Here is a 26,176-nt window from a genome sequence, read left to right as displayed (position 1 = left end):
GCGCGTTAATTCAGCGGCGTCGGTGTCGTCAGGGTTGGCGGCGGCGTCAGTGCGGTCAGCCGCGTTCGCCGAGCAGCGCCGATCTGCCGAGCAGCGCGAACAGCAGGCCCGACGCGCACAACGAAATGCCGGTGAGCAACGCCGCGTACGGCGCGGCCGCGGCAAACGCCATCGTCGACGTGTCGGCCCAGACCTGGGTGGCGAGCGTTTGCGTGTCGAGCGGCGAGAGCAGCAGCGTCGCGTTCAGTTCGGTAACGACCGAGATGAACACCATCGCCGCGGCAGCGCCGAGTCCGGGGCCCGCCAGTGGCAACATCACGCGAAACAGCGTTTGCGACCAGCTCAGGCCAAGCGCTCGCGCGGTTTCCTCGAGGCGCGGCTGCGCCTGCATGAACGCGGCGCGCACGCTCACCAGCGCGAGCGGCATGAACAGCATCGCGTAGGCGAGCACCAGCAGCGTCGCGCTTTGATAGAGCGGTTGCAGCGCATGCACCGCGAGCGACACGATCGCCAGCGCGATCACCAGACCCGGCACGCCCTGCGCGAGAAACACCGTGCGCTCGAACAGCGTCGCGAAACGGGTCGGATAGCGCACCAGCAGGAATGCGAGCGGCACGACCAGCAAGGTGGTCAGCAGCGCGGCGGCGAGGCCGAAGCCGACCGACGACAGCGTCGCGTTGAACAGCAGCTCGGGCGAGACGTCGGCTGGCGTGACGGCGGCCGCGCCCGGTTGCGTGAGCCAGTAGCCGATCATGCCGAGCGGCACGCCGAGCGTCGTGATGGTCAGCACCGCAAAGCCGGCGACGACGATCCAGCGCCACGCGCCGAGGTCGTAACGCAACACCGCGCGCCGCGTGCCGCGATCGACGCGTTCGTAACGCGCCGCACCGCGCACGCGAAACTCGAACGCCAGCACGATCAGGCAGATCACGATCAGCACGCAGGCGAGCAGCGAAGCGCCGCCGCCATTAAAACTGGTGCGGTATTCCGCGTAGATCTGCGTCGTGAACGTGCGAAAGCGCAGCAGCGTAAACGCGCCGAACTCGGACAGCACGCCGAGCGCAACCAGCAACGTGCCGCCGAGCAGCGCCGGTCGCAATTGCGGCAGCACCACGCGCGTGAAACTGGTCCAGCGGTTGCAGCCGAGTGCGCGCGCGCTTTCTTCGAGCGCCGGGTCCATGCCGCGCAGCGCGGCGGCGACCGGCAGATAGACGAGCGGGAAATACGCGCAGCTCAACACCAGCAACGCGCCGTTGAAGTCCTGCAAATCCTGGCTGAGCGATACCCACGCATAGCTCGAAATAAACGCCGGCATTGCGAGTGGCGCGGCGCTTAACACGGCCCACGCGCGACGTCCGGGCAAATGTGTGCGTTCGACAAACCACGCGGCGGCCGTGCCGAGCACCGCGCACACCAGCGTGGTCGCCACGGTGATCAACAGCGTGTTGACCAGCAGTTCGCCGACCAGCGGCCGGAACACCAGATCGAGCGCCTCGCTCGCACCGAAGCTCGCGGCGCGCCAGAACGTCAACGCAATCGGCAGCAGCACCAGCAAGGCGCTGAGTGCCGCTGCCGCGAACAAACCGCGCGGCGCGCGCGCATGGGCGCGCGCCGGGGCGGTGGGGACAGCCGGTGGCCCGGCTGACAGGGCTTCGCTCATTTACAGTAGACCTGCCTGGCGCAGCAGCTTGCCGGCCTGGCTATCGTCGCCGAGTTGCTGGATCGTCAGCGCCGGCGGGCTCAATTCGGCGAACGGCTTGAGGATCGGGTCCGGCACCACGCCCGCATGCAGCGGGTATTCGAACATCACGTGACTGTTCGCCATCAGTTGCTGCGCGCGCTCGCTGACCAGATACGCGAGAAACTTCTGTGCGCCGTCCGGGTTGTGCGCGGACTTCAGCACCGCCGCGCCCGACACGTTGACCAGCGCGCCGGCGTCGCCATTGCCGAAGTGATGGATTGCGCTGCGGGTTTTCGCATCGCCGAGTTCGGCATGCAGACGCGTCCAGTAGTAGTTGTTGATCAAACCGGTGGCGACGCCGCCACGGTTCACCGCGGCCACCACGCCTTCGTCGTCGTCGAAAATCTGCGCGTTGGCTTTCAGGCCCTTGAGCCATTGCACGGTTTGCGCTTCGCCCTTCAGCGCGAGCACGGCGCTCACGAGCGGCAGGAAGTCGGCATCGCTCGGCGCGATGCCGACCTTGCCTTTCCATTCCGGCTTGGCGAGGTCGAACAGCGATGGCGGCAGTTGCGACGGCTGCAGCTTGGTGGTGTTGTAGGCGAGCACGCTTTCACGCGCGGTCACGGCGACCCATACGCCGCTCGGCGAGTTGAAACGCGCCGGCACGGTGGCGAGCGTGGCGCTGTCCACTTTGGCGAGCAGGCCTTTCTCTTCGAGCAGCATCAGCTCGGGCGAGTTTTCCGTGAAGTACACGTCGGCGGGCGACGCGGCGCCTTCCGCGACGATCTGCGCGGCCAGCGCCGGGCCTTCGCCGTTGCGGATCTTCACCGCAATGCCCGACTGCTTTTCGAAGTCTTTCGCGAGCAGATTGACGACCTGCTCGTGCTGCGCGTTATACAGCGTGATCGAGGCAGCGTGGGCCGCCGACGGCACCGTCGCGAAAGCGGTCAGCGTGAGCGCGGCCACGCTGGCGAGAGCGCGCAGGCGGGCGCCAAACGAGGAATAAGCCATGTTGCAGAAGTCCCGTTGTGATGTTGCTGGTTGATCCATGTTGTGTGTGCACTACGTGACGTGAGTGGTGACACGAGCCGCGCCACCAGCGGCCACGCGGGCTTGCATTACGTCTCGAACAGCCCCGCGCCGATATACGAACCCGGCTTCGCCCCGGGCGGCACCGCGAAAATCGCGCTGCCGACGTGGGTCGTGAACTGGTTCATCATGTCGAACTTCGCGAGCCGGTTGTTGATCGGAATGAAGCCGGTGCGCGGGTCGCTCTGATGCGCGACGAAAATCAGTCCCGCGTCGTACTCGGTTTCCTGGCGCCATGGCGGCCAGCGCTCGATGTAGAAGTTCGTGCCGTCGTTGTACGAGTACGAGCGGCGCAGAATCTGCGCGCCGTTGTTGCTGGCCCGGTTCGACAGACGCACGTGCGAGTTCTCCGGAATCACCGGATTGCCGTCCTTGTCCTCTGCCTTCAGGTCGACCGCGTCGAACTCGTTGTTCTTGCCGATCGGCGCGCCGCTGTACTTGTGACGCCCGAACACCTGTTCCTGGAAGCCCAGCTCCATGTCGTCCCAGTGTTCCAGCGTGATGCGGATGCGCCGCACGACGGTGTAGGTGCCGCCTTCCATCCACGGTGCGTCGGCGCTCGCGCCGGCCCAGACGAATTCGTTCATCAACTGCGGCTTCGCGGTCGACGGATTGTTGGTGCCGTCCTTGAAGCCCATCAGATTGCGCGGCGTCTGACCGCGCGGACCCGACAGAAAACCGGCCTGGCCCCAGCGCATCGTCGCGCTGCCGTAAGCGAGCCGCGACAATTGCCGGACCGCGTGAAATGCGAGTTGCTGATCGTTCGCGCACGCCTGGATGAACAGGTCGCCGCCGGTTTTCCCGGCAATCAGCTGATCGCCGTTGAAGCGCGGCAGGTCGACGAGCGCGGCGGGGCGGCGCGCGGCGAGGCCGTAGCGGTCCTTGCCGTCCTTCGTGAACAGGCCCGGGCCGAAGCCGAGCGTGATCGTCAGGCCGTTGGGGCCGAGACCGAGCACGTCGCCGGAGTCGGGCGCGGACTTGTCGTCACCGGCATCGCCGGTCGGCAATGCGGCGGCCGTGCCGCCTTGCGTGAGACGCGCGGCCGCGTCGGTCCACGCGCGCAGCAGCGCGATCACGTCGGCGCATTTGTCGGTCGTCAGATCGAGCGCGGCGACGTACGTGTGACTTTGCTGCGGCGTGACGATGCCGCCCTGATGCGCGCCGTAGAACGGCTCGACGGCCATCTGCGGATCGGCGCTGTGGGCCTGGGCTTTGGCGAGCGCGGTCTGGGGCGCCACGAGGCCTGCGCCGACAGCCGTGCCAAGACCGGCACCGGCGGCCACCGCGGCGCCGCCCGCCTTGAGAAAGCCGCGCCGTGACGGTCGTGGGGGGTGATCTTTTGTCATGGTTACTTCACCTTCGTTGGGCTCCGGAGCGCTCTGCTTACTTCGCGAGTACCAGGGTGTTCACGTCGTCCTGCACGTAGTAGAAGCCGTCGCCTTCCGGCGTCATCGCGAGGCCGAACAGGTCGCCGTTGCCCGGCGGCGATTGCGCCTTGTCGGTGTCGATCCAGCGCGCGTAAAGCTGCTTGCCGCTCGCCGGATCGATTTCGACGATCTGGCCGTTCAGCGCGTTCGTCACGAGCAGGTGGCCGTTGGGCGCGGCGACCATCGCGAGCGGGCGATGCAGCAGGCCGTCGGCGGTGAGTTGACGGCCCACGCCGGCGCTGGTGTCGCGCGTCATCGGGTCGTCGATTTCGGTGATGCGGTTGCCGATCGCGTCGGACACGTACAGCAGTTTCTGATCGTTCGACAGCGCGAGACCGGTCGGCCCGATGAGGAACACGCCCTTGTCCGCCTGCGCGCCGAAACCGCTGCCCACCACGGTTTCCTGCTTCACGACGGGCGGCTTGCCGGCCGGCACGTCGAGGTCCAGACGCAGCACGGTGGCCTGCTTGAACACCGGCGGAGTGCCATTCGCACCGCCCACGCCGAAGCCCGCGTTGCTGACGAACAGCGTCGCGCTGGTGCCATTGTCGACCACCGCCATGTTGCCCCACGGGTCGTTGATGTTCGGGCTCGTGATGGTCGACGCGATCTTGCCTTGCGGGTCGATCACGATCAGGCAGCCGGCGCCCTTGGTGCCGGTCGTGCCGTCGTTGCTCGGCGTGCTGCCGACGATCACGTAGCCCGACTTGAGCATCGTCATCGCGGTCGACAGGCCGATGCCGCCCGGGCATTCCTTCAGATCGCGCGGCACCGTGGCGAACACGGCCATTTGTCTGGTGTCCGGACGATAGTTGATGATCGTGCTGCCGGTGCCTTGCAGATTGGTCGAGTTATTGAAGTTGCCGACCAGCACGTCGCCTTGCTTGATGGTGCCCGCCGTGACCGGCGCGACCACGACCGCGTACGGGTTCTGGTCGCCGTTGTCCGGCACGGTGTTGATCAGCGTGGTGTGGTGCTTGATGGTTTCGAGGAAACCTTGCGGCTCGGCGTGCGCGCCGGCGGCCGTCGCGAAGGCGGCAGCGCCCACGGCGGCGGCGATCAGGGCCCGCGCGGCGCGCGGCGAAAACTTGCGCGTGCGATGGTTCACGATTGGGCCTCCGTGCCTGAGCACAAAACTGACCACAAAGCGGCGGTTGCGGTGACGATCGAAAGCATGGGATCCGGTGTGTCGATAGCGTGTGGGTTGGGCGTGAATCGCATCAGAAGTTGATGTTGGTCCGTACGCCGACGACGAACGTGTTACGCAGCGGCTGCGTCGGGTCTTTCGGATTCTGGCCGGCGCCGGCGTTGAACGTGTATTGCGCGTCGGCTTGCAGTTGCCACCACCCATTGACCTGGTACTGATAGGTCGCCTCGAGGGTGGTTTCGCTGGTGCGTACGCCGTATGGGCCGTTGGTGAAGGCGCGGAAATCCTGATCGAGCCCGTTCACGTGATTGCCGACCTTGATGTAGGTGAGCGCGAGACCCGCGCTGTCGTTGTCGCGGCCGGCGAACGGCGCTTTCAGCACGACGCCGAGGTTGGCCGAGAGGCTCACCAGGTTGCGGTCGCCGGGGCCGCCCATCACGCGCGCGAACACGCCGAGGCTGCGCGGCTCGTCCGGGTTGGGACGCCAGATCATCTGGTCGGCTACCGCGTAGATGCTATAGGTGCCGTGATGATTCGCCGGCACGCCTGTCGAGGCCGGATTCGCCAGCGACAAACCCGTGTTGTCGAAGCGCTGGTCCGCGAAGCTGTTGGTGTTGTACCAGAAGCCGATCTTGTAGGTGCCCGGCAAGCCGGTGCTGCCCACGCCGACCATTTCGCCTTCGGCCGGCTGGTTGATCGCGTACTGCAACTCGCCGATCCACAGCGCGCCGTTGTGGATGTTGAAGTTCGTACCGCTCATATTGTTCGGGTCGTTGCCGAGCGGGTCGCCGGAGAACACGCCGGCCAGCGCCGTCAACGAAGGCGTGATCTGACCGCGCACGCGCACGCCGAGGCCCGACAGCGGATACGCCGGACCGCCGGACGGCATGTTGTACGAGGCCAGCGCGGGCCAGCCGAACATCGTGTTGATGAACAGCGCCGAGTACGCGCTGGTGATGAATTCCTGGTCGATACTTTGCTGACCGATCTTCACGTCGACACGCTTGTTCAGGAACGACTGCTGATACCACAGTTCCCACAGGCGGGTGGCGTCGTCGGCCTCGATGCCGCTTGCCGTATTCAACGTGCCGAGCTTGTTGGCGCTCAGATTGGCGCCGTGAATCTGCAATGCGCTGACGTTGAACAGGCCGCCCGGCAAACCGAACGCTTTCTGCGTATCCATTTGCACGGCGGCGGTCGTCAGACCGTCGTAGTCCGCGCCGCGCTCAAGGCCGCCGCGAAGATTGGCGAGCACTTCGCTGGTCTCGGTCAGCGTGAACGTCACGCCGTATTTGCCGAGCCAGGGGCGCAAGCCGCCTATGTCGCCGAGCATCTGCGGGCGGTTCCAGAAGCCGGTCCACTGGCTGGTCTGGGCCGCCTTGATGTTCAGGTCGGCTTCGGGGGCTTCCGGTGTGGCATCGGGGTTGGCTTCGGCCAGCGCCGTGCCGGCCGTCAGCGAAGCCCACGCGAACGCGGTGCAGAGCATGGTGCGCCGCATCGAGGGCAAGCGCGTACGATGAGTTGCACCGGCGCGTGCTGAGCAATCGCGACGCGGATGCGCCAAAGCGGCGGGTCCGTTGAATTGGGCAAACTTCATCGAGATCCTTATTGCTGTTGTTTCGACTGATCTAATCATCGCGGCGCGGCATGGCTGGATACCCGCGATTTGCCGCAACGGTCCGCGATGCCGATGCAGCAACTGACGAGATCGTACGCACGCAAACTATGGGAGTCAACTCAAATGAGAACTATTCGCATCAAAATTTCTGACATGTAATTTGGGCCGTTACGGACTGCCACTAATTGGCATTGATGCGTAATTAAAAACAAATGCTGATGTAAATAAAATGTATGGCTGTGGTCATATCGAACGCGTGCCGAAGCGAATTGTCGAACCGCACGCGTGACCCGAAAGACAAAGTAAGGAGATGGTTATGAAAAAGCGCATTCTTTTGATTTCGATGCTGGCGGGTGGAGGTTTGTTGTTGAGCAGTGTTGCAAATGCGCAATTGAATCTGAAGCAGTTCGGCATTGGCGGCGGCGATAGTTCGGCGGGCGGTGCGCCGGCCGCGTCGGGTGGCATGTCGCAGTTGTTGCAGACGTATGTGGGCGCGAACCAGCAGGTGCTCAGCGGCCAATCGAGCCTGGCGTCGGCGATGGGCATGAGCAGCGCGGCAGGGCAGGCGCAACAGGCGGCGGGTCTGCTGAGCGGTGGAACGCCGTCGGTGAGTCAATTGACGCAGGTGGGCAGCACGCAGCAGTCGCTATCTCAAAAGCTGACCGAAGCGTTCGCGAGCCATGCGAGCGGCAGCGCGTCGGCGACGCCCGTGAACAAGCAGGCATTTACGGACGGCCTGGCGTCGCTCGGCAAAGGCGTGAGCCAGTACTCGAGCTTGCAGTCGGGGCTGGGCAGCATCAGTCAGATGAGCCCGTCTTCGCTGTTGCAGTCGGGAATGAATCCGCAAACGGCGCAGAGCGCGGCATACATCGCGCAATCGGCGCCGGGCCAGTTGCAGTCGCTGATGTCGACGCTGAGTTCGGCGGTGCAGTTCGCGTCGAGCCACGGCATTACCGTGCCGTCGATCGCGACCTCGGCGTTGAAGGGCGTCCAGTAGCAGACGGCCCACGCTTCAGGCGCCGCTCCCGCAGCGGGGCGGCGCCTGAAGCGGCTACGAAAATCGGTCAAGGCCGGCGCCTCGGGCAGACTGGAAAAGCAGCTATGATCTTGTCCCGAAACCACCGGGCCGCGCGCCACATACAGACAGGCGCTCAGGCCCATAAGCGTCCAGCCCCAAACCCTACCGGGACCACGCCGATGTCATACACCGTCAATCTGGAAAACTACTTTGCCCGCATCGGCTACGAAGGCCCACGCGCGGCAACGCTGCAAGTCCTGCAGGCGATTCACCGGCTGCACCCCGGAGCAATCCCGTTCGAGAATCTGAACCCGCTCATGCGGCGTCCGGTCAAGCTTGACCCCGAATCGGTCGAAAGAAAACTCGTCACCGAGCGGCGCGGCGGTTATTGCTTCGAGCAGAATGCGCTGTTCGCCAACGTGCTGATGCAGTTGGGTTTCAGGATTACGCCACTGCTGGGGCGCGTGCTTTGGGGCCGCGAGTCCGACATCGTTCCGCCTCGCACGCACATGGTGCTGCGTGTCGACATCGGAGCCGACGCATGGATCGCCGACGTCGGCTTCGGCAGCGTGACGCTGACCGCGCCGCTGCGTTTGGCCGCAGGCCTCGCGCAGCCGACCCCGCTGGGCACATTCCGCCTCGCCGACGCATCGCGCGAGGCGCTCTACCTCGAAGCGCAGGCTAGCGACGAGAGCTGGGCGCGCGTCTATCGCTTCGACCTGCAACCGGTCGAATGGATCGATTACGAAACGTCGAACTGGTACACGTCGACCTCGCCGGATTCGATTTTCGCGAGCAACCTGATCGTGTGCCGCGTGTTGCCCGAAACACGTCTCACGCTGCTCAACGATCAACTGAACGAACGCGCGGCGAACGGACAGATCGTCAACGAACGGCGGCTCGCCAGCGCCGACGAACTCGCCGCGTGTCTGCGCGATCGCTTCGGTCTGAATACCGGCGACATCGACATCGCCGGGTTGTTCGAGCGCGTGCGCACACCGGCGCATAGCGCGTAACGTGTAACGGACCGGACTATCGCCATGGTCACGCGCCTCATCCTGCAAACGGTGATCTGGCTGGCGGCCATGGGCGTGCTGCTGTTCGGCGCGGCGGGCACCTTGGCGTGGCCGGCTGCGTGGTGGTATCTGATCGAGCTGGGCGTGTTGAGCTTGTGGCTCGGTTTATGGCTCGCGCGCCATGATCCCGGCTTGCTCGCCGAACGTCTCGCGCCGGTCATGCAGGCGCAGCAAAGCCGCTGGGACCGTTTCTTCATGATGGGCGTCACGCTGGTGTGGTGCGGCTGGCTGATCGTGATGGGGCTCGACGCGGTGCGCTTGCGCTGGTCCGCGCCGCTGCCGGTCTGGCTGGTCAGCCTCGGTTCGCTGGGCGTGTTCCTCTGCATCTTCATGTGCCGCTTCGTGTTCAAGGCCAACAGCTATGCGGCCCCGGTCGTGAAGATCCAGACGAGCCGCGGCCATAAGGTGATCGACACCGGCCCTTACGCGCATATCCGCCATCCGATGTATTCCTCCGCGCTGCTGCTGCTCGTCGGCACGCCGTTGCTGCTCGGTTCATGGTGGGGGCTTGCGTTCGTGCCCGTGATGGTGATCGGCATCGGCTGGCGAGCGGTGCGCGAGGAGCGCGTGCTGGCCGAGCAACTCGACGGTTATGCGGAGTACATGGAGCGGGTGCGTTTTCGCTTCGTGCCTTTCATCTGGTAGAGCTCTTTTACCTTCACGCTCTAACCTGTCTAGACAAAGTCCGGCGCAGGTATTTCATGCCGCAGCATCCTCCAGCGACCCCCAGTCATTAAGAACTCTCCGCAGAGCCTTATCGCACGGCATCGAGTAGGGGCTTACCCGATGATTCGGGCAATTTTCGCTGAATCCTCTTGCGGTCGCTTTTTGACTCGTGCAATCTTGTCTATACAAATTAAGCGGCAGTGAAAACACCCAGCTCGACGGTTTCCTCAATCAAGGAGTTTCGACGTGAAAGTGAAGCGCAGAACGGCAGCAAACGCATTGATGGGCGCCGTTCTCGGCGCCGCAACGATTTTCGCGGCACCGGTGCAGGCCAAAGACTGGAAGACAGTGACGATCGCGCTGGAAGGCGGCTACGCACCGTGGAATCTGACCTTGCCGGGCGGCAAGCTGGGTGGCTTCGAACCCGAACTGGTCGCCAATCTGTGCGAGCGCGCGAAGCTGCAATGCAACCTCGTCGCGCAGGACTTCGACGGCATGATCCCCGGCCTGCAAGCCGGTAAGTTCGATGTCCTGATGGATGCGATTTCGATCACGCCGGAGCGTGAAAAGATCATCGCGTTCTCGCGGCCCTACGCGGCGACACCCGCCACGTTCGCCGTCGCCGATGCGAAAGTGCTGCCGAAGGCCGCGCCCAACGCCGGCGTCGTCAAGCTGACGGGCGACCCGAAGACCGATCAGCCGACCGTCGACGCGCTGCGCAAGCAGTTGAAGGGCAAGACCATCGGCATCCAGTCGGGCACGGTCTACACCAAATTCATCAACGACGGCTTCAAGGACATCGCCAGTATCCGCGTCTACAAGACGTCGCCGGAACGCGATCTCGATCTGGCCAACGGCCGCATCGACGCGTCGTTCGACGATGTGACCTACTACGCCGCCAACATCGACAAGAAAGAAACCGCGTCGGTCACGATGGCCGGTCCGAAGATCGGCGGTCCGATCTGGGGGCCGGGCGAAGGGCTCGCATTCCGCAAGCAGGACGCCGATCTGCGGGCGAAGTTCGACACCGCGATCAGCGCCGCACTCGCCGACGGCACCGTCAAGAAGCTCTCCGAAAAATGGTTCAAGAGCGACGTCACGCCCTGATGCGCTGAGCGCTGAGAAGATGCGGCACGCGCTGCGACGTCGCGCGTGCCGGCTGGTTCGATCCGGCGTCATGGACGAGGTTTAGGCAATGGCTTTGATGCAAATGTTCGGCTTCGGGCCGGAAGGCTGGGGCGGCGTGTTGCTGCTCGCGGCATTGATGACGGTCGCGCTTACGCTGGCGGCGCTCGCAGTCGGCGCCGTAGTCGGCGGGCTGGTGGCGGCGGCCAAGCTGTCGCGCCTGCGCACGCTGCGTGTGATCGGCGACATCTACACCACCGTGTTTCGCGGCGTGCCTGAGTTGCTCGTGATCTATCTGTTCTATTTCGGCGGCTCGACACTCGTGACCACCATCGGCCAGTGGTTCGGCGCGGACGGTTTCATCGGCGTGCCGCCGTTCGTGATCGGCGCGCTCGCAGTCGGCCTGATTTCAGGTGCTTACCAGGCCGAGGTGTATCGCGCGGCGGTACTGGCGGTGTCGCGCGGCGAACTCGAAGCCGCGCGCTCGATCGGCATGCCGACGCTGACGATGGCGCGCCGCATCCTGATTCCGCAAGTACTGCGCTTCGCGTTGCCCGGCATCGGCAACGTCTGGCAACTGAGCCTGAAGGACTCGGCGCTGATCTCCGTGACCGGGCTCGCGGAATTGCTGCGCGCGAGCCAGATTGCGGCGGGCTCCACGCATCAATACTTCACGTTCTTCGTGGTGGGCGGCGCGCTGTATCTGCTGATGACCAGCATCTCGAACCGGGTCTTCAACCGCGCCGAGGCGCGCGTGGGCCGGTCCTTCAAGCGCAACTTCGCGCGTAACTGACGAGAACGGCCACCATGCATTTCGATTTCGACTTTCTGCTCGACACGCTGAAGCAACTGATCGCAGCCGTGCCGACTACGCTCGGGCTGTTCTTCTGCTCGCTGATTCTCGGCGGTCTGCTCTCGCTCGTGATCGTCACGATGCGCGTGTCGCCGCGCTGGCTGCCGAACCGCTTCGCGCGCGCCTATATCCTCGTGTTTCGCGGCTCGCCGCTGCTGATCCAGATGTTCCTCGTCTACTACGGGATGGGCCAGTTCGGCGTGATTCGCGAGAGTTTCCTGTGGCCGGTGCTGCGCGAGCCCTACATGTGCGCGGTTTTATCGCTCGCGCTATGCACGGCGGGATACACCGCCGAGATTATTCGCGGCGGCCTGATGGCGGTGCCGGTCGGTCAGATCGAGGCGGGTTATTCGATCGGCCTGTCGGGCTTCGCGCTGCTGCGCCGCGTGATCGGTCCGATCGCATTGCGTCAGTGTCTGCCCGCGTATTCGACGGAAGCCGTGCTGCTCGTCAAGTCGACCGCGCTCGCCAGTCTCGTCACGGTGTGGGAAGTGACCGGGGTCGCGCAGCAGATCATCCAGCAGACCTATCGCACGACTGAAGTCTTCATCTGCGCGGCACTGATCTATCTGTTTCTGAACTTCGTGATCGTGCGCGTGCTCGGCCTGCTCGAAACCCGTCTGTCGCGCCATTTGCGCGCGGTGCCCACGCAGACCGCGCCGAGCCGCCCGATCTCCGCCACCACCTAAGCACGTCGCGCCGCGTCCTGAATGGCCGGCCCACCCGGATGAACCTGGAGAATTCCATGAACGCTACGGCACCCGTCGCACTGTCGCTCAAGAACATTCATAAATCGTTCGGCGATCATCACGTGCTCAAAGGCATTTCGCTCGACGCCCATCAAGGCGACGTGATCTCGATTCTCGGCGCGAGCGGCTCGGGCAAGAGCACGTTCCTGCGCTGTCTGAACCTGCTCGAAACACCCGACGACGGTTCGATCGCGCTCGCCGGCGAAGAACTGAAAATGAAGCGCCGCAGCGACGGCAAGCTGCAACCGGGCGACCGCCGCCAGGTGGACCGGGTGCGCTCGCAACTCGGCATGGTGTTCCAGAACTTCAATCTCTGGTCGCATATGACGGTGCTGGAAAATCTGATCGAAGGGCCGATGCGCGTGCAAAAGCGCAGCCGTGCCGAGTCGGTCGAAGAGGCCGAGGCGCTGCTCGCGAAAGTCGGTCTCGCGGAAAAGCGCGGTCACTATCCGGCGCATCTGTCGGGCGGTCAGCAGCAGCGCGTGGCGATTGCGCGCGCGTTGGCGATGCATCCGAAGGTCATGCTGTTCGACGAGCCCACCTCGGCGCTCGACCCGGAACTGGTTGGCGAAGTGCTGCGCGTGATGCGCTCGCTCGCCGAAGAGGGCCGCACCATGCTGGTCGTCACGCACGAGATGGGGTTCGCGCGCCACGTGTCGAACCGCGTGATGTTCCTGCATCAGGGGCAGGTGGAAGCGGACGGGACACCCGACGAAGTATTCGTCGAATGCAGGTCGGAGCGCTTCCGGCAATTCGTGTCGAGCCATCAGGATCGCAGCACCCACTGATCAGTATCACCAGGTAATTGACCGAGCAGAGCACTATCATGGCCGTGATCCGTTCCGAACGTCCTCTCGACTGGGCTCAGGTGGCCGCAGTCGCCGCCGGCGAGCCGCTCGAGCTTTGCGCCGGCACCCGCGCGCGCATCGCAGCGGCGCGGGTACTCGTCGAGCAGATCGTCGAGCGCGGGATTCGCGCGTATGGCGTGAATACCGGCGTGGGCGCGTTGTGCGACGTGATCGTGTCGCCGGCTGAACAGCGCACGCTGTCGCGCAATATTCTGATGAGCCACGCGGTCGGCGTCGGCGCGTCGCTCGGGGTCGCCGAGACACGCGCGATCATGGCCGCGGCCGTCAACAATTTCGCGCACGGACATTCGGGGATTCGCCTCGCAGTCGTCGAGCAGCTGGTGGCCTTGCTCAACGCCGATTGTTTGCCGGAGGTGCCGGCGTTCGGTTCGGTCGGCTATCTGAGCCATATGGCACATATCGCGCTCGTCTGCATTGGCGAGGGGCACGTGCGCTATCGCGGCGAGCGGCTCAACGGGCACGAAGCGTTGCAGCAGCTCGGGCTCGAACCGCTGGTGCTCGAAGCCAAGGAAGGGCTGAGCCTGATCAACGGCACGCCATGCGTGACTGGCCTCGCGGCGTTGGCGATGGCGCGCGCCGCACGCCTGCTCGACTGGACCGACATGGTCGCCGCGATGAGCTTCGAGAATTTGCGCGGCCAGCTCGCAGCCTTCGATGAAGATTCGCTCGCCTTGCGGATTTCGGCCGGGCTGAATCTGGTCGGCGAACGGATGCGCACGACACTCGCCGACAGCGGCATTCTCGCGGCGGTGGTCGGCCAGCGCACCCAGGACCCGCTGAGCATGCGGACCATTCCACACGTCCACGGCGCCGCGCGCGACGTGCTGGCCGCGACCGCCGACGTGGTCAATCGCGAACTCGCGTCGATCACCGACAACCCGATCGTCGCCGGCACGCCGCAAGAGCCGCGCGTTTATTCGCAGGCGCACGCGGTGGGCGCGTCGATCGCGCTGGCGATGGACAGCCTCGCCACCGCCATCGCGCAAGTCGCCGCGATGGCCGAGCGGCGCCTCGACCGTCTGGTCAATCCGCTGGTCAGCGGCCTGCCCGCGTTTCTCGCGGAGCCGGGCGGCACCTGTTCGGGCTTCATGATCGCGCAGTACACGGCGGCCTCGCTGGTTGCGCAGAACCGGCGCCTCGCGATGCCGGCGAGTCTCGACGGCGGCATCACGTCGGGCTTGCAGGAGGACCATTTGTGCCACGCGACGCCCGCCGCGCTCAAGGCGCTGGAAATCGTCGACAACGCCGGGCGCATCGTCGCGATCGAATTGCTGGCGGCAGCGCAAGCCTACGACCTGCAAAGCATCGACGCACCGCGCGCGCCGCATACCGAAGCGCTCAGGCAACGCGTGCGGCGCGTCGTGCCGACCTACCGCGACGACCGCCCGCTCGCGGACGACATGAGCGTCGCGTTCCGGATGATCGCCGACGAGGCGCCGCCGCCGTTGCCGAACCCTGGTAACATTGGACCCCGGCCGGCCGTATCCGCCGACGGCGCACAGCAGCTTGCGCGCGCCACGGTGACGAATCTGGCGGCCGCGGGCAACAGCCACGCAGCTGCGGGCGTTGCAGTCAACGACGGCCAGGCTGCCGCCCACCTGGCATGACGGAGATACTGCCGGTGAGCGGGCTTGCCCGCCGGCGAACCGGTCACGGTGTACAACCCTGTACCACCCGCGTACCACCCACGAGGTCGGAGTGAACACAACTACAAACAACGCGCAAACCGCACCGAATGCACCAGGCCTACCCGGCGCTCAAATGCAGAACCATGCCGAGCGCCACCGCGACACACCGGTGAAGGCGATGCCCGCTTATGAGCAGATCAAGCGCTACGTGATCAGGCGCATCAGCGAGGGTGACTGGAAGCCGGGCGGGCTGATCCCCTCCGAAACGGAGCTGGTCAAGGAGTTCGGCGTCGCGCGCATGACGGTATCGCGCGCGCTGCGTGAGCTGACCACCGAACGCGTGCTGACGCGCGTGCAAGGCTCCGGCACGTTCGTCGCGCCGCAGCGCTATGAATCGACGGTGCTGGAAATCCGCAATATTGCCGACGAAATCGCCGCGCGCGGTCATCGTCATTCGGCGCGCGTGCTGACGCTCGAACCGAGCGACGACCCGCAGGCGCTCGAAGCGCTCGGACTCGCGAGCGGTCCGGCGTTTCACTCGTGCATCGTGCACAGCGAGGAGGGCGAGCCGATCCAGTACGAGGACCGCTACGTCAATCCGAAAGTGTTTCCCGACTATCTGCAACAGGACTTCACGGTCGAGACGCCGAATCACTACATGGTGCGGCTCGCGCCGATCCAGCGCGCGGAGTTTCGCATCTACGCGCAGAAGCCGGACGCACATGTGCGGCGGCATCTGATGATGGAGATCGGCGAGCCGTGTTTGCGGCTATGGCGTCGCACGTGGGTCGGCGACAATGTCGCGACGTCGGTGCAGTTGTGGCATCCGGCGTCGCGGTTTCATCTGGCGGGGAATGTCTAGCGCGCCTCGTGTGCAAGCGGCGTGCTGATCGTCAACCCTGGCGCTGCGACAGATCCGGCGAGAAGCGGCAACCCAGCCGGTAGCGCGATCCCGGATGGACGAACCGTGCGAACGTCACCGCCACGCCGCTCGTCCACGTGCGGCGCATGAGCGTGAGGCAGGGTTCTTCGGCGCGGATTTCCAGCAGTTCGGCTTCGGCGCGCGTCGGCAGCGCCGCGTCGACGACGTGCTCGACGTCGTGCGCCGGCACGATCTCGAGCAGATACTCCGATGGCCTCAGCGCCGAGAAATCCTGCTGCAGGAAGCCCGGCGCGATCGCCGGATTCACATAACGATCCTCGAGTTGCACCGGCAAGCCGTTCTCCCGATGCACGCAGATCACATGAAACACCGACGCGCCGGGCGCGAGGCCCAACGCGTTCGACACCATCACCGACGCCGTTTCGCGTTGCGACAGCACCGTGTCGCAACGGTATTCGTGACCGCGCGAGCGGATCTCGTCGCCGATATGCGCGATCATCAGCAGCGTCGATTGCGGCTTGCTTTGCGCAACGAAGGTGCCGACACCGGAGACTCGCGTGACGAGCCCCGCGTCGGCGAGTTCGCGCAGCGCGCGATTGACCGTCATGCGCGATACGCCGAGCGTCGCGACCAGGTCCAGTTCCGAAGGCAGACGGTCGCCCGCCCGGCGCGCGCCCGATTCGATGATCTGGCGGATGTGGTGCTTGACCTGTTCGTAGCGTGCGGCCGGCGCGTCGTCGGCGGCGCGCGCGGGTTTTGTCGCCGGGGCGGGAGGCGGCTTGTCGTGAGCCTTGCTGCGAGCCGTGGAGGTCATCGGCGGCGCTCGCTGCGGTTCGCGTGAGGCGGGCGGAAACCGGCGCGCGCTCATAGCGGTTGCGCATCGTCGGGACCGCGCGTCCAGAACGCGTTGCGGTCGAAGTAGTTTTGCAGGAACTGCCGCAAACGCGGCTGCCCGGCATCGTGAAACACGTCGTGCGGTTTGCCCTGCGCGGCGATGCGGCCCTGGTCGATGAACATGACCTTGTCCGCCACCTGCGCGGCAAAGCCCATTTCGTGCGTGACCACCACCATCGTCATGCCGTCGCGCGCAAGCTGCTTCATCACTTGCAGCACCTCGCCGACCAGTTCCGGATCGAGCGCCGAGGTCGGCTCGTCGAACAACATGATGTGCGGTTCCATCGCCAGCGCCCGCGCAATCGCCACACGTTGCTGCTGGCCGCCGGAGAGTTTCGCCGGATGCGCATCGCCCTTGTGTGCGAGGCCTACCGTGTCGAGCATCGCGTTGGCGCGGCGGCGCGCTTCGTCGCGCGACAGATGCCGCACGCGCAGCAAGGCTTCCATCACGTTGCCGAGCGCGCTCATGTGCGGCCAGAGATTGAACTGCTGAAACACCATGCCGACATTGCGCCGCACGCGATTGATCTCGCCTTGCGACGCGCGCACCCGTTTGCCGTTGCGTTCGCTATAGCCGAGCAGTTCGCCTTCGATGCGCACGTCGCCGTGATCGTATGTCTCGAGCGCGGCGAGGCAGCGCAGCAGCGTGCTCTTGCCCGAGCCCGACGGGCCGATGATGCACACCACTTCGGAGCGCGCGATCTCGAGATCGACGCCGCGCAGCACTTCGACTTCGCCGAAGCGTTTGCGCAGATCGCGCACTTCGATCAGCGGCGCGCCGGGCGGCGTAGCGACGGCGGACGCGGAGGAGGGCATGTCGGCGATGGCGTTCATAGGGACTCCGGGTTCACGCGATGAAACGTGCGATGCGGGTTTCGGCCCACATGCCCGCGCGCGAGGTCAGCTCGACCAGCGCGAGATAGCACACGCACAGCACCAGCAGCGTTTCGACGAAAGCGAAGGTGGCCGAGCCGATGCCGGTCAGCACGAACGTCAGTTCGGGCACGGTGACGATGGACAGCACCGCGGTTTCCTTGCTCAGCACGATGATCAGATTGGTCAGCGCCGGCACGATCAGCACGAGCATTTGCGGCACCTGGATACGCAGCACGGCCTGCCAGCGCGTGAGACCTAGGCACGACGCCGCTTCGAGATGTCCCGGCGGCACGGATTGAAACCCTGAGCGGAATGCTTCGGCGAAATATGCACTGCCATAGAGGCCCAGACCGAGCACGCCAGCCGTCATCGGTTCGAGCGTGAGGCCGATGGACGGGCCGCCGTAGTACAGCAGAAACAGTTGCACGAGAAACGGCGTGCCGCGCAACAGTTCGATATAGATGCGCAGGAGGCCGCGCACCCAGCGTCCGCAGAACAGTTGCAGCACGGCGATCAGAAAGCCGATCACGAGGCCGATCGCGACGCCCGCGGCCCAGCTGCCGAGCGTCGTCGCGAGACCGGCGGCGATCGGCTGCAGGTTGTGCGTGATGATGGTCGGATCGAGCGTTTGCATGGCGTGGGGTGGCGTGGGCTCCGGGTCGGTCAAGCGTGCTGCAGACGGTATTCGGCGGCATGCGCGACAAGCGCGAGCGCGCCGCAGATCACGAAGTAAATCAGCCCGGCCGCGAGATAGGCTTCCAGCGGCCGATACGTGCTGGCGGCGATGTTCTGCGCGGTGCGCGTCAACTCGGCCACGCCGACCACTGAGATCAGTGACGAAGCCTTGATCAGCAGCACCATTTCGTTGACGAGCGACGGCAGCGTCAGACGGAACGCTTGCGGCACCAGAATGCGCCGCAGCATGTCGAACGGTGAGAGCCCAAGCATGCGCGCGGCTTCGAGATGACCCGGCGGAATGATGAGAAAACCGCCGCGCAGGATCTCGGCGATATACGACGCGGAACACAGCGACACCGCGCTGATCGCCGCCACCACCGGCGACACATTGATGCCCGCGAACGGCAGCAGGTAGTACACGAGCAGCAGTTGCACCAGCATCGGCACGCCGCGAAAGAAGAACACGTAGGCGCCGCCCGCCATGCGCGCCGCGCGCTTCGGCGAGAGCCGCGCGGCGCACACGCCGATCGCGACGAAGAAGCCGATCACGAGACCCGTCAGCGAAATGCCGATGGTGGCGAGCGCCGCGTGCAGCAACAGCGGCAAGCCCTGGACGAAGACGGTCGTGCTGAACATAAGCGGCGCACTCGCTGGAACGGGGAGGGCGATGCGGCTCATTGCCGGGCGCGCATCGCGTGCGTCAAAACACCTGCATCGAAACGTCACGCATGTCGATGTGTGAAGCGATCAATAAAAGCGCTCAATAGTTCGGCGTGGGCATCGTGGTCGGTGCGTCCATCGCGACGCCGAACCATTTCTTCTGCAACGCCGCGAGACGCCCGTCGTTGTGCATCTTCACGAGCGCGGCATTGAAGGCGTCGGCGAGCGGCTTGCTGTCCGCGTCCTTGCGTAACGCGTAAGCGAAGTACACCTTCGCGCCGAACGGCGGCTGCACCACAGCGAACGTCTCCGGACGTTGCTTGGCGACATACGCGATGTTGGTCATCGAGTTCGCGACGGCCGCGATGCGGCCAGCGGCGAGATCGGCGTAAGCCTGATTGTTGTCGACGTATTCGCGGATTTCAGGCGGCTTCGGCAACGTGGCGACATAGGTCTTCAACTGGTCGAGCTGCGCCGAGCCCTTGCCCGCGCCGACCGTCTTGCCCACGATATCGGCCGATTGCTTGACCGACGAATCGTTCGCGCGTTTGAGCAGCGCGTCGGTGGCGTCCGCGACCGGCAGCGTGTACGTGTAGCGCTCCATGCGCGCTTTGGTGACCGTCAGCGGGCCGCCCACCATGTCGAACTTGCCCGCTTCGAGACCCGGCAGCACGCTCGGCCAGGGCAGATCGATGAAGCGCACCTTGACGCCTATTTCCTTGCCGACCTCGGCGAACAGATCCTTGTTGAAACCCGCTTGCTGACCGTTTTCGAGGAAGTCGAACGGCGCGAACTGCATCTCAGTACCGACCACCAGTTCGCCGGCCTTCTTCACTTTGGCGAGCTGGTCTTCCGCGTGAGCGGTGACGCTTGCCGCGCACAACGCCAACATGACCAGACGACACTTCCAGCCTGCAAGGATACTCATGGGATTCTCCGGTTGGCAAAGCGGTGTCGCGCGCAAGCGCTGCGTTCGACGGGTTCGGCGCGAGTCATGCGATGCAGTATATACCGCGTTTTTCGCACGAAATAAATAAACCTGAGGCTAGAGAAAAGCCCTTATATGAAGGGATCAGAAGCAACTTGCGGGTGCGCTTTTGGCGGTATATACAACGGCAATGCAGGCGGCGTTTGCGCTTCTTCTCGAAGCGATTCGTGCGCCGCTCTCGTCAGTCGATTCAACCGCCCTTCAGGGAGCAACGCGATGCCCGTGACCCGCATTCCGATCATCGATTTCGCCGGCGTGCGCGCGGGCGACCCGCAGGCTTTGCAGCGTGTCGCGGCGGAAATTCGTGAAGCGTGTACCACGATCGGCTTCTTCTACATCGTCAATCATGGCGTGCCGCAAGCGTCGATCGACGCCGCCGCCGACGCGGCGCGCACGTTCTTCGCGTTTCCGCCGCAGACCAAGCGGCGCGCGGCGGTCAATCATCGGCATCGCGGCTTCAATGCGCTCGGCGATGCCACCATGTATCAGGCGAAACGGCCCGACTACAAGGAGTTCTTCAGCATCGGGCTCGAGCTGCCCGATGACGATCCCGACGTGCTCGCGGGCCAGGCGCTGCGTGGGCCGAACAACTGGCCTGACTTCATGCCCGAACTGCGCACCGCGCTGTATGGCTACTACGAGGCGGTCGGCGCGTGCGGCGCCGATCTGCTGCGGGCGGTGGCGGTGAGCCTCGGCGTCGTTGAAAATTTCTTCGCGCCGCGTTATACGAAGCGGATGCAGCGCACGCAGATGGTCTACTATCCGCCGCAGCCGCCCCAATCGGACGAAGAACAGTTCGGCGTCGCCCCGCATACCGACTACGGCTGCATCACGTTGCTGTGGCAGGATCAGGTGGGCGGCCTGCAGGTGCGCGAAATCGCCAACGATACGTGGGTGGAAGCGCCGCCGGTCGAAGGCAGCTTTGTGGTGAACGTCGGCGATCTGCTCGCGCGCTGGACCAACGACCGCTTTCGCTCCACGCTGCATCGCGTGATCAATGCGTCGGGACGCGAGCGCTATTCGATCGCGACGTTCTATGATCCGACCTATGGCGCGACGGTCGATCCGCGTGAGCTTGGTACGAGCGACGCCGATCTCAGGTATCAGCCGGTCGCCGCGGGCGACTATATCCTCGGACGCATCAACGATTCGATGGGCTATCGGAAGAAGCACGCAGTTGCAGGAACGCAAGGAACCACTGCATGACAGATCACAGCGGGACAAACGGCGGCACACACGGTGGCACACACGGTGGCACAAACGGCGAGACACACGGCGCCGCGCCGCTCGCGTCGACACTCGACGCATTGCGCGCCGCGTTGGGCGCCGACGCGGTGCGCGTCGGCGCACAGATCAGCGAACGCGCGCTGACCGACTGGACCCGTCACGAGCCGACGCGTCCCGCGGCGCTGCTGTTGCCGCGCACCACCGAAGAAGTTTCGCGCGCGCTGGCGATCTGCCACGCGGCGCATCAGCCGGTGGTGCCGCAAGGCGGCATGACCGGCCTAGCGGGCGGCGCGATTGCGCGAGCCACGGATATCGCGTTGTCGCTCGAACGATTGAGCGGCGTCGAAGAAGTCGATACCGCGTCGGCGACGCTGACCGTGCGCGCCGGCACCACGTTGCAAACCGCGCAGGAGGCTGCCGCCGAAGCGGGTTTCGAACTCGCGCTCGATCTCGGCGCACGCGGTTCGTGCCAGGTCGGCGGCAATCTCGCGACCAACGCGGGCGGCAATCGCGTGATCCAGTCGGGCACCGCGCGCGATCAGGTGCTCGGGCTCGAAGTCGTGCTCGCCAACGGCGACGTGCTGAGCTCGCTCGGCAAGATGGTCAAGAACAACACCGGCTATGACCTGAAGCACTGGTTCATCGGCTCCGAGGGCACGCTCGGCGTGATCACGCGGGCGGTGTTGCGGCTGCATCCGCAGCGCGCGGCACGCCATACGGCGCTCGTCGCGCTCGATGGCTACGCCGCCGCCGTGAACCTGCTGCGCCGTTTGTCGACGCGCTTCGGCAACGACATCGGCGCGTTCGAGATCATGTGGCCGGACTTCTACGACTTCGGCGTGAAGCTGACCGGCACGCGTTCGCCGTTCGCCGCCGCGCATCCGCTGTATGCGCTGATCGAGCACGCGAGCTTCGATTCGAGCGATGGCGGCGAACGTTTCTCCGCTGCGCTGACCGAAGCGCTCGATACGGGCGCGATCCGCGACGCGGTGATCGCGCAATCGGTGGCCGACGCGCGCGCGTTGTGGGCGATTCGCGAATGCACCGCGGAGTTTCCGGTGCGCCTCGACGCGATCAATTTCGACGTGAGCCTGCCGATCGGCGAGATCGGCGCGTTCGTCGAGCGCTGCCGCGCGGCGCTCGATCAGCGCTGGCCGGGCAACGCGTCGTATTTCTTCGGGCATATCGGCGATTCGAATCTGCATGTGACCGTCGACGGCCATTCGATCGCCGGCGTCGATCATCATGCGGTCTACGCGTTCGTCTACGAGATGCTTGGGCCGTTGCACGGCTCGGTGTCGGCGGAACATGGGATCGGCTTGCTCAAGCGCGAGTTTTTGCCGATCTCGCGCTCGCCGGCGGAGTTGGCGGCGATGGTCGCGATCAAGCGCGCGCTGGATCCGCATGGCATTCTGAATCCGGGCAAGCTGTTCTGAGCGCAGTGGGGGCGCGTATTGAAGAACGATCGCGGCGAGCTCGCACTTGCAGTCGGGCCCACCGAAGATGTGCCCGACACGCGCTGATCGAATCCTGGGCCGCTCCGCATGCGCCGCACTCGTGCTACGTCAATGCGCGTCCAGATACCGCGCAATCACCGGATAAACATCCACCGATGCGTTCTTGCCGAAAATACAGTCGATGTGTCCATAGCCCGGAATCAGATGCCGCTCGTACGGCTGTTCGGGGAACTGCTTGACCAGCATGTCGAAAGTCAGCTCGGTGCTTTTCGGCAGATACGTTTCGTTCCTGTCGCCGTGGATGAAGCCGATCGGCAGGCGCATCCCCTCCAGCCCCTTCATGCCGTCCGTCCCGGTCAGGTAGACGTCTTTGCCTTCGGCATCGACGACTTTGCCCGCTCGCACCATCGCGGCCAGATGCTTGAAGACCTCGACATCGTGCACGCCGAGCAATTCCTGCAGATTGGCATGCAGCGTCTCGTTCAGTTTTTCATGCTCGTAGAGCAGGCCGTACAGGAAGGTCGCGCGATGGCAGATCGGGTTGCCGCAGCCCTCGTCGTGGTCGATCGGGTAAAGCCGGAGCGCTTCGTCGAGCAGGTTCTGGGGCCACGAGTCGTCTTGCGTATACGCGCTCAGGTCACGCAACTTGAGATACTGCATGATGCCGGGGATGTGCAGGCCGGCCTTGATCTTCTCCAACGTGCCCGGCACAGGATGGGTCGACACTTGCGAAATCACCGCCGAACGCACGCCTTCGAGTCCGGACAACAACGACATGCTCAACGCGAGGCCACCCAGGCAATGACCGACCGCCTGAATCTGTTGCGCGCCGGTCAGCTCGCGAATCCTGGCGACGGCGGCGGGAATGTCCTCGCGGGCGACCTTGTCGACGTTGGTCGGCACCAGCACGCTCGGCATCTCGATGCTGACGCGCAGATCGACGAGCCACACGTCATAGCCGGCCGCGCAAAGATACTCGACCATGTTGGTCGCGATCAGATCGGTCGAATAGATGCGGCTCGATACGCCCGAGCCGTGAATCAGCAGCACCGGACGCGCCGCCTGGCGAGCGGGGTCGACATAGCGTGTGAGCCTCAGCGTGGTGCCGTCGGGCGTATCGAAGAATACGACTTGCGGCGCCGGCGCGCGCAGCGCCCGCTTCAGACGCGGCGTCGCCTTCGGGTCGAAGAACTGCAACGGCGCGGCGACGCCGCCGTATTCGTCGAACAGCACGCCGGCGAAGAACTTGCCGAACTTCAGCGTCCATTCGAGGCGGGTCTTCAGATCGGGCGCATTGGTGACTTCGAGCGTGCGCTGCTGCTTGAGGAAGTTTTCCGGCGTGATGATCAGCGTGGCTTTGCCAAGCACCGGCGCGTCGGCTTGCTGCGATTCGCGAATCTCGGCATACGCGGTATTGGTCTGCTCCCACAGATTGATCGGCGATGTGCGCGTGATGATCTTCTGCGCGCTCAGGTAGAAGGTCTTGCCTTCCACCGCATTGAGCGTCATCCGGTAGTTCATGTTGCGCTCGTCCACGTCCGACTCGTCGACCACGAACAGGTTGAACGTGCCGTCGCTGATCGTCATCGGCTGCGCGGAGAGCGCCGGGCAGGTCAGCGTGCCGGTGGTGCGGGCGAGATGTTGCGGATTGCCGAGCATATCGGCCAGATCGTCCGATTCGACGGTCAGCGTGAACTGGATCGGGCTCCTGGCGGCGTCGCCCGCAACCGTCGGCGTGTAAGTGCCGACCATCGTTTCCGTGAAATGCAGGCCGATTTTTTGCGCAGGCGGCGTGGCGGCGTCCCCCTTGGACGCATAGTCGATCGACCAGCCATGCGCGGCCGCAAGCAGCGCGCAATTGCGTTCGGCCAGCGCGGAAATGGTCAGCAGCGGATTGACGCCGAGCGACATCGGCATGACTGCGCCGTCCATCACATACAGACCCTCATGCACCGCGTTGCCCGCCGCGCTGCTGAACACGCGGCCCTGGTGATCGACCACGCCGTGCTGCGCTTCTTCGCCCATCCCGCAGCCGCCGAGCGGATGCACGGTGACGGTCCGGTTGCCGAGGATATCGGTGGAAATCGGATTGCGCAGGTATTTGCCGCCGAGCGGCACCGTCGCCTGCTTCAGTGTGTCTTCGATCGTTTGAAAGATCGGCTGCTTGCCGGCGTTTTCCCACGCGATGCGCGCGCGGCCTCTGTCGTCGACGCTGATCTGGCCGCTTTCGTCGTCATGTGCCATCACCAGGTAGCTTTGCGTATGGTTGAGCGCGCCGTGATATGGGCCGCGCAGCCAACTGTCGATTCCGCGTGCTTCGTAGGCGAGCCGCGCATGCAATGATCGCGCTCCGCCCACGTCCACGCCTTCGAGCGGTGCGGCCGCGCCGAGCATGCCGACGAGCGCCACGCCAACCGCGCCGGCGAGCGAGCCTTCTTCGATCACATAGCCGTCTTTGACGTTGGCGGTGTTGCGATTGTCGATCAGGCCAGTGATGGTCGGCCCGACCGGTGGAATCTCGCCTGGGGCGTGCGAGCCCCAGCCGACGCCATTGATCGGTTCGTCGGTGTTGTACGCGAAGGCGAGCACGTCGCCGTTGCCGGTGAAGTGTTGGCCGAGCATGTCCGAGGTGCCCAGCCCTTGTTTGCGCGAGCGCAGCAGCAACGCCGTCGAACCGATCGTGCCGGCCGACACGATGACGATATCCGCGCTCACGAACAGATCGGGCGCGTCATAGCTTTCGCGGCCGAGCTTCACCAGTTGGAAGCCCACCTTCCATTGCTGCGTGGCGGGCTCACGCACCACCGAATGCACCGCGGCGCCCGTGAAAATCTGCGCGCCGTGCGCGACCGCATCGGGCAGATAGTTCATGTGCGTCGAATTTTTCGCTTCGTAGTTGCAACCCGAGTTGCAATCGCCGCAACCGACGCAAGCCTTCTGCTCGACGCCCGCAGCGTTCGGGCCATCCTTGAAGGTGACGGTGATCGGCGGGCGGCTGAAGCGGTCGGCCATGCCGAGCGCCTGCGCCGATTTTTCGAGCGCCTGCAATTTCGGCAGCGGCGGAAAATCGGCGGGCACCGGCGACGGTTGCAGCATCGCGCGGGCCAGTGCATAGCCGTGATCGCGGCCGTCCTTGTCGGCGCGTAACGCGGCCGGCCAGCGCGCGTCGTCCCATAAGCGCGGGTCGGCTTCGAGCGCGACGTTCGCGTTGATCAGCGAGGTGCCGCCCAGGCCGCAGCCGACCACCGCGTTCACGTCTTCGTTCACGTGCACTTCGAGCAGCGCGAGCGGCGAGCCGATTTGCGCGGCGGCGGTGTTGTACTGGATCTGCCCGGTGCCTTGAAGCGGCGTGCGTGGAAATTCGCCGGCCATGAATTCGCGCCCGCGTTCGAGCACGCACACACTGCGGCCGGCGCGCGCCATGCGGCTCGCGGCAATCGCACCGCCGTAGCCCGAACCCACCACGACCACGTCGTAATGCTCTTTCAGCGCCGTCGGGGCGCTCGATAAGCGGTTCATCAGGACCACCTCGTCTGGAATCAAATGCGGGAAAGGGGATGCCGGACT

General features: G+C 64.9%; 22 protein-coding genes. 11 read left to right on the top strand and 11 right to left on the bottom strand.

Annotated features, from left to right (window positions below):
- Positions 1-55: 55 nt before the first annotated feature.
- The 5 genes from HV744_RS27850 to HV744_RS27830 form a co-directional block, all read right to left on the bottom strand.
- On the bottom strand, positions 56-1,660 hold the full coding sequence (locus HV744_RS27850; protein WP_175152581.1) for an ABC transporter permease: 1,605 nt from the start codon (positions 1,658-1,660) through the stop codon (positions 56-58).
- The gene (locus HV744_RS27845) at positions 1,661-2,692 is read right to left on the bottom strand and encodes an iron ABC transporter substrate-binding protein (RefSeq protein WP_175152580.1); all 1,032 of its coding nucleotides are present in this window, start codon (positions 2,690-2,692) and stop codon (positions 1,661-1,663) included.
- 107 nt (positions 2,693-2,799) lie between these two features.
- The gene (efeB, locus tag HV744_RS27840) at positions 2,800-4,116 is read right to left on the bottom strand and encodes an iron uptake transporter deferrochelatase/peroxidase subunit (protein ID WP_175152579.1); all 1,317 of its coding nucleotides are present in this window, start codon (positions 4,114-4,116) and stop codon (positions 2,800-2,802) included.
- A 37-nt stretch (positions 4,117-4,153) separates the two neighbouring features.
- Positions 4,154-5,305, bottom strand: coding sequence for an NHL repeat-containing protein (locus HV744_RS27835; protein WP_175152578.1), 1,152 nt, complete (start codon positions 5,303-5,305; stop codon positions 4,154-4,156).
- Positions 5,306-5,417: 112 nt separating this feature from the next.
- Positions 5,418-6,941 carry a carbohydrate porin gene (locus HV744_RS27830; protein ID WP_175152577.1) on the bottom strand — a complete coding sequence of 508 codons (1,524 nt, stop codon included), beginning with the start codon at positions 6,939-6,941 and terminating at the stop codon, positions 5,418-5,420.
- Between the two features lie 337 nt (positions 6,942-7,278).
- Between HV744_RS27830 and HV744_RS27825 the strand changes: the two genes are divergently transcribed.
- The 9 genes from HV744_RS27825 to hutC (HV744_RS27785) all read left to right on the top strand — a co-directional run bounded on the left by HV744_RS27825 (position 7,279) and on the right by hutC (HV744_RS27785) (position 15,808).
- On the top strand, positions 7,279-7,959 hold the full coding sequence (locus HV744_RS27825) for a hypothetical protein (RefSeq protein ID WP_175152576.1): 681 nt from the start codon (positions 7,279-7,281) through the stop codon (positions 7,957-7,959).
- Positions 7,960-8,159: 200 nt separating this feature from the next.
- Positions 8,160-8,996 carry an arylamine N-acetyltransferase family protein gene (locus tag HV744_RS27820; protein WP_175152575.1) on the top strand — a complete coding sequence of 279 codons (837 nt, stop codon included), beginning with the start codon at positions 8,160-8,162 and terminating at the stop codon, positions 8,994-8,996.
- A 24-nt stretch (positions 8,997-9,020) separates the two neighbouring features.
- Positions 9,021-9,701: a methyltransferase family protein gene (locus HV744_RS27815; protein ID WP_175152574.1), complete on the top strand. Its 681-nt coding sequence runs from the start codon at positions 9,021-9,023 to the stop codon at positions 9,699-9,701.
- A gap of 303 nt (positions 9,702-10,004) precedes the next feature.
- Complete coding sequence (locus tag HV744_RS27810; protein WP_246279223.1) at positions 10,005-10,829, top strand: transporter substrate-binding domain-containing protein; 825 nt, start codon at positions 10,005-10,007, stop codon at positions 10,827-10,829.
- Positions 10,830-10,917: 88 nt separating this feature from the next.
- Complete coding sequence (locus HV744_RS27805) at positions 10,918-11,640, top strand: ABC transporter permease (RefSeq protein WP_175152572.1); 723 nt, start codon at positions 10,918-10,920, stop codon at positions 11,638-11,640.
- A gap of 14 nt (positions 11,641-11,654) precedes the next feature.
- On the top strand, positions 11,655-12,389 hold the full coding sequence (locus tag HV744_RS27800) for an ABC transporter permease (RefSeq protein WP_175152571.1): 735 nt from the start codon (positions 11,655-11,657) through the stop codon (positions 12,387-12,389).
- A gap of 56 nt (positions 12,390-12,445) precedes the next feature.
- Positions 12,446-13,237: an ABC transporter ATP-binding protein gene (locus tag HV744_RS27795; RefSeq protein WP_175152570.1), complete on the top strand. Its 792-nt coding sequence runs from the start codon at positions 12,446-12,448 to the stop codon at positions 13,235-13,237.
- A gap of 38 nt (positions 13,238-13,275) precedes the next feature.
- A complete protein-coding gene (locus HV744_RS27790; protein WP_175152569.1) occupies positions 13,276-14,925 on the top strand; it encodes an HAL/PAL/TAL family ammonia-lyase in 1,650 nt (549 codons plus the stop codon).
- A gap of 154 nt (positions 14,926-15,079) precedes the next feature.
- Positions 15,080-15,808: a histidine utilization transcriptional repressor HutC gene (gene hutC / locus HV744_RS27785; protein WP_175152568.1), complete on the top strand. Its 729-nt coding sequence runs from the start codon at positions 15,080-15,082 to the stop codon at positions 15,806-15,808.
- Positions 15,809-15,839: 31 nt separating this feature from the next.
- Here the strand turns inward: hutC (HV744_RS27785) and hutC (HV744_RS27780) are convergent, their stop codons facing one another.
- The 5 genes from hutC (HV744_RS27780) to HV744_RS27760 all read right to left on the bottom strand — a co-directional run bounded on the left by hutC (HV744_RS27780) (position 15,840) and on the right by HV744_RS27760 (position 19,865).
- A complete protein-coding gene (hutC, locus tag HV744_RS27780) occupies positions 15,840-16,643 on the bottom strand; it encodes a histidine utilization transcriptional repressor HutC (RefSeq protein ID WP_175152567.1) in 804 nt (267 codons plus the stop codon).
- A gap of 50 nt (positions 16,644-16,693) precedes the next feature.
- The gene (locus HV744_RS27775; protein ID WP_281363676.1) at positions 16,694-17,557 is read right to left on the bottom strand and encodes an amino acid ABC transporter ATP-binding protein; all 864 of its coding nucleotides are present in this window, start codon (positions 17,555-17,557) and stop codon (positions 16,694-16,696) included.
- Between the two features lie 13 nt (positions 17,558-17,570).
- Complete coding sequence (locus HV744_RS27770) at positions 17,571-18,233, bottom strand: amino acid ABC transporter permease (protein WP_175152608.1); 663 nt, start codon at positions 18,231-18,233, stop codon at positions 17,571-17,573.
- 29 nt (positions 18,234-18,262) lie between these two features.
- A complete protein-coding gene (locus HV744_RS27765; RefSeq protein ID WP_175152566.1) occupies positions 18,263-18,913 on the bottom strand; it encodes an amino acid ABC transporter permease in 651 nt (216 codons plus the stop codon).
- 124 nt (positions 18,914-19,037) lie between these two features.
- Positions 19,038-19,865: a transporter substrate-binding domain-containing protein gene (locus HV744_RS27760; protein WP_175152565.1), complete on the bottom strand. Its 828-nt coding sequence runs from the start codon at positions 19,863-19,865 to the stop codon at positions 19,038-19,040.
- A gap of 276 nt (positions 19,866-20,141) precedes the next feature.
- Between HV744_RS27760 and HV744_RS27755 the strand changes: the two genes are divergently transcribed.
- The gene (locus tag HV744_RS27755; RefSeq protein WP_175152564.1) at positions 20,142-21,131 is read left to right on the top strand and encodes an isopenicillin N synthase family dioxygenase; all 990 of its coding nucleotides are present in this window, start codon (positions 20,142-20,144) and stop codon (positions 21,129-21,131) included.
- Positions 21,128-22,588, top strand: a complete 1,461-nt coding sequence (locus HV744_RS27750; protein WP_246279221.1) for an FAD-binding oxidoreductase — start codon at positions 21,128-21,130, stop codon at positions 22,586-22,588. Before HV744_RS27755 ends, HV744_RS27750 begins: the two co-directional genes overlap by 4 nt.
- Before the next feature lie 129 nt (positions 22,589-22,717).
- Here HV744_RS27750 and HV744_RS27745 read toward each other — a convergent pair whose 3' ends face one another.
- Positions 22,718-26,128 (bottom strand): alpha/beta fold hydrolase, encoded by a 3,411-nt coding sequence (locus HV744_RS27745; RefSeq protein WP_175152563.1) that lies wholly within the window; start codon positions 26,126-26,128, stop codon positions 22,718-22,720.
- Positions 26,129-26,176 lie beyond the last annotated feature (48 nt).

This window comes from Paraburkholderia ultramafica (assembly GCF_902859915.1).
Classification (GTDB): domain Bacteria; phylum Pseudomonadota; class Gammaproteobacteria; order Burkholderiales; family Burkholderiaceae; genus Paraburkholderia; species Paraburkholderia ultramafica.
This window is presented reverse-complemented; position numbering and strand designations above follow the sequence as displayed.

Excerpts from the sequence above, each read along its gene's own strand:
- HV744_RS27850 (WP_175152581.1), bottom strand. The coding sequence starts at position 1,660 with ATGAGCGAAGCCCTGTCAGCCGGGCCACCGGCTGTCCCCACCGCCCCG.
- HV744_RS27845 (WP_175152580.1), bottom strand. The coding sequence starts at position 2,692 with ATGGCTTATTCCTCGTTTGGCGCCCGCCTGCGCGCTCTCGCCAGCGTG.
- efeB (WP_175152579.1), bottom strand. The coding sequence starts at position 4,116 with ATGACAAAAGATCACCCCCCACGACCGTCACGGCGCGGCTTTCTCAAG.
- HV744_RS27830 (WP_175152577.1), bottom strand. The coding sequence starts at position 6,941 with ATGAAGTTTGCCCAATTCAACGGACCCGCCGCTTTGGCGCATCCGCGT.
- HV744_RS27825 (WP_175152576.1), top strand. The coding sequence starts at position 7,279 with ATGAAAAAGCGCATTCTTTTGATTTCGATGCTGGCGGGTGGAGGTTTG.
- HV744_RS27820 (WP_175152575.1), top strand. The coding sequence starts at position 8,160 with ATGTCATACACCGTCAATCTGGAAAACTACTTTGCCCGCATCGGCTAC.
- HV744_RS27815 (WP_175152574.1), top strand. The coding sequence starts at position 9,021 with ATGGTCACGCGCCTCATCCTGCAAACGGTGATCTGGCTGGCGGCCATG.
- HV744_RS27810 (WP_246279223.1), top strand. The coding sequence starts at position 10,005 with ATGGGCGCCGTTCTCGGCGCCGCAACGATTTTCGCGGCACCGGTGCAG.
- HV744_RS27805 (WP_175152572.1), top strand. The coding sequence starts at position 10,918 with ATGGCTTTGATGCAAATGTTCGGCTTCGGGCCGGAAGGCTGGGGCGGC.
- HV744_RS27800 (WP_175152571.1), top strand. The coding sequence starts at position 11,655 with ATGCATTTCGATTTCGACTTTCTGCTCGACACGCTGAAGCAACTGATC.
- HV744_RS27795 (WP_175152570.1), top strand. The coding sequence starts at position 12,446 with ATGAACGCTACGGCACCCGTCGCACTGTCGCTCAAGAACATTCATAAA.
- HV744_RS27790 (WP_175152569.1), top strand. The coding sequence starts at position 13,276 with ATGGCCGTGATCCGTTCCGAACGTCCTCTCGACTGGGCTCAGGTGGCC.
- hutC (WP_175152568.1), top strand. The coding sequence starts at position 15,080 with ATGCAGAACCATGCCGAGCGCCACCGCGACACACCGGTGAAGGCGATG.
- hutC (WP_175152567.1), bottom strand. The coding sequence starts at position 16,643 with ATGACCTCCACGGCTCGCAGCAAGGCTCACGACAAGCCGCCTCCCGCC.
- HV744_RS27775 (WP_281363676.1), bottom strand. The coding sequence starts at position 17,557 with ATGAACGCCATCGCCGACATGCCCTCCTCCGCGTCCGCCGTCGCTACG.
- HV744_RS27770 (WP_175152608.1), bottom strand. The coding sequence starts at position 18,233 with ATGCAAACGCTCGATCCGACCATCATCACGCACAACCTGCAGCCGATC.
- HV744_RS27765 (WP_175152566.1), bottom strand. The coding sequence starts at position 18,913 with ATGTTCAGCACGACCGTCTTCGTCCAGGGCTTGCCGCTGTTGCTGCAC.
- HV744_RS27760 (WP_175152565.1), bottom strand. The coding sequence starts at position 19,865 with ATGAGTATCCTTGCAGGCTGGAAGTGTCGTCTGGTCATGTTGGCGTTG.
- HV744_RS27755 (WP_175152564.1), top strand. The coding sequence starts at position 20,142 with ATGCCCGTGACCCGCATTCCGATCATCGATTTCGCCGGCGTGCGCGCG.
- HV744_RS27750 (WP_246279221.1), top strand. The coding sequence starts at position 21,128 with ATGACAGATCACAGCGGGACAAACGGCGGCACACACGGTGGCACACAC.
- HV744_RS27745 (WP_175152563.1), bottom strand. The coding sequence starts at position 26,128 with ATGAACCGCTTATCGAGCGCCCCGACGGCGCTGAAAGAGCATTACGAC.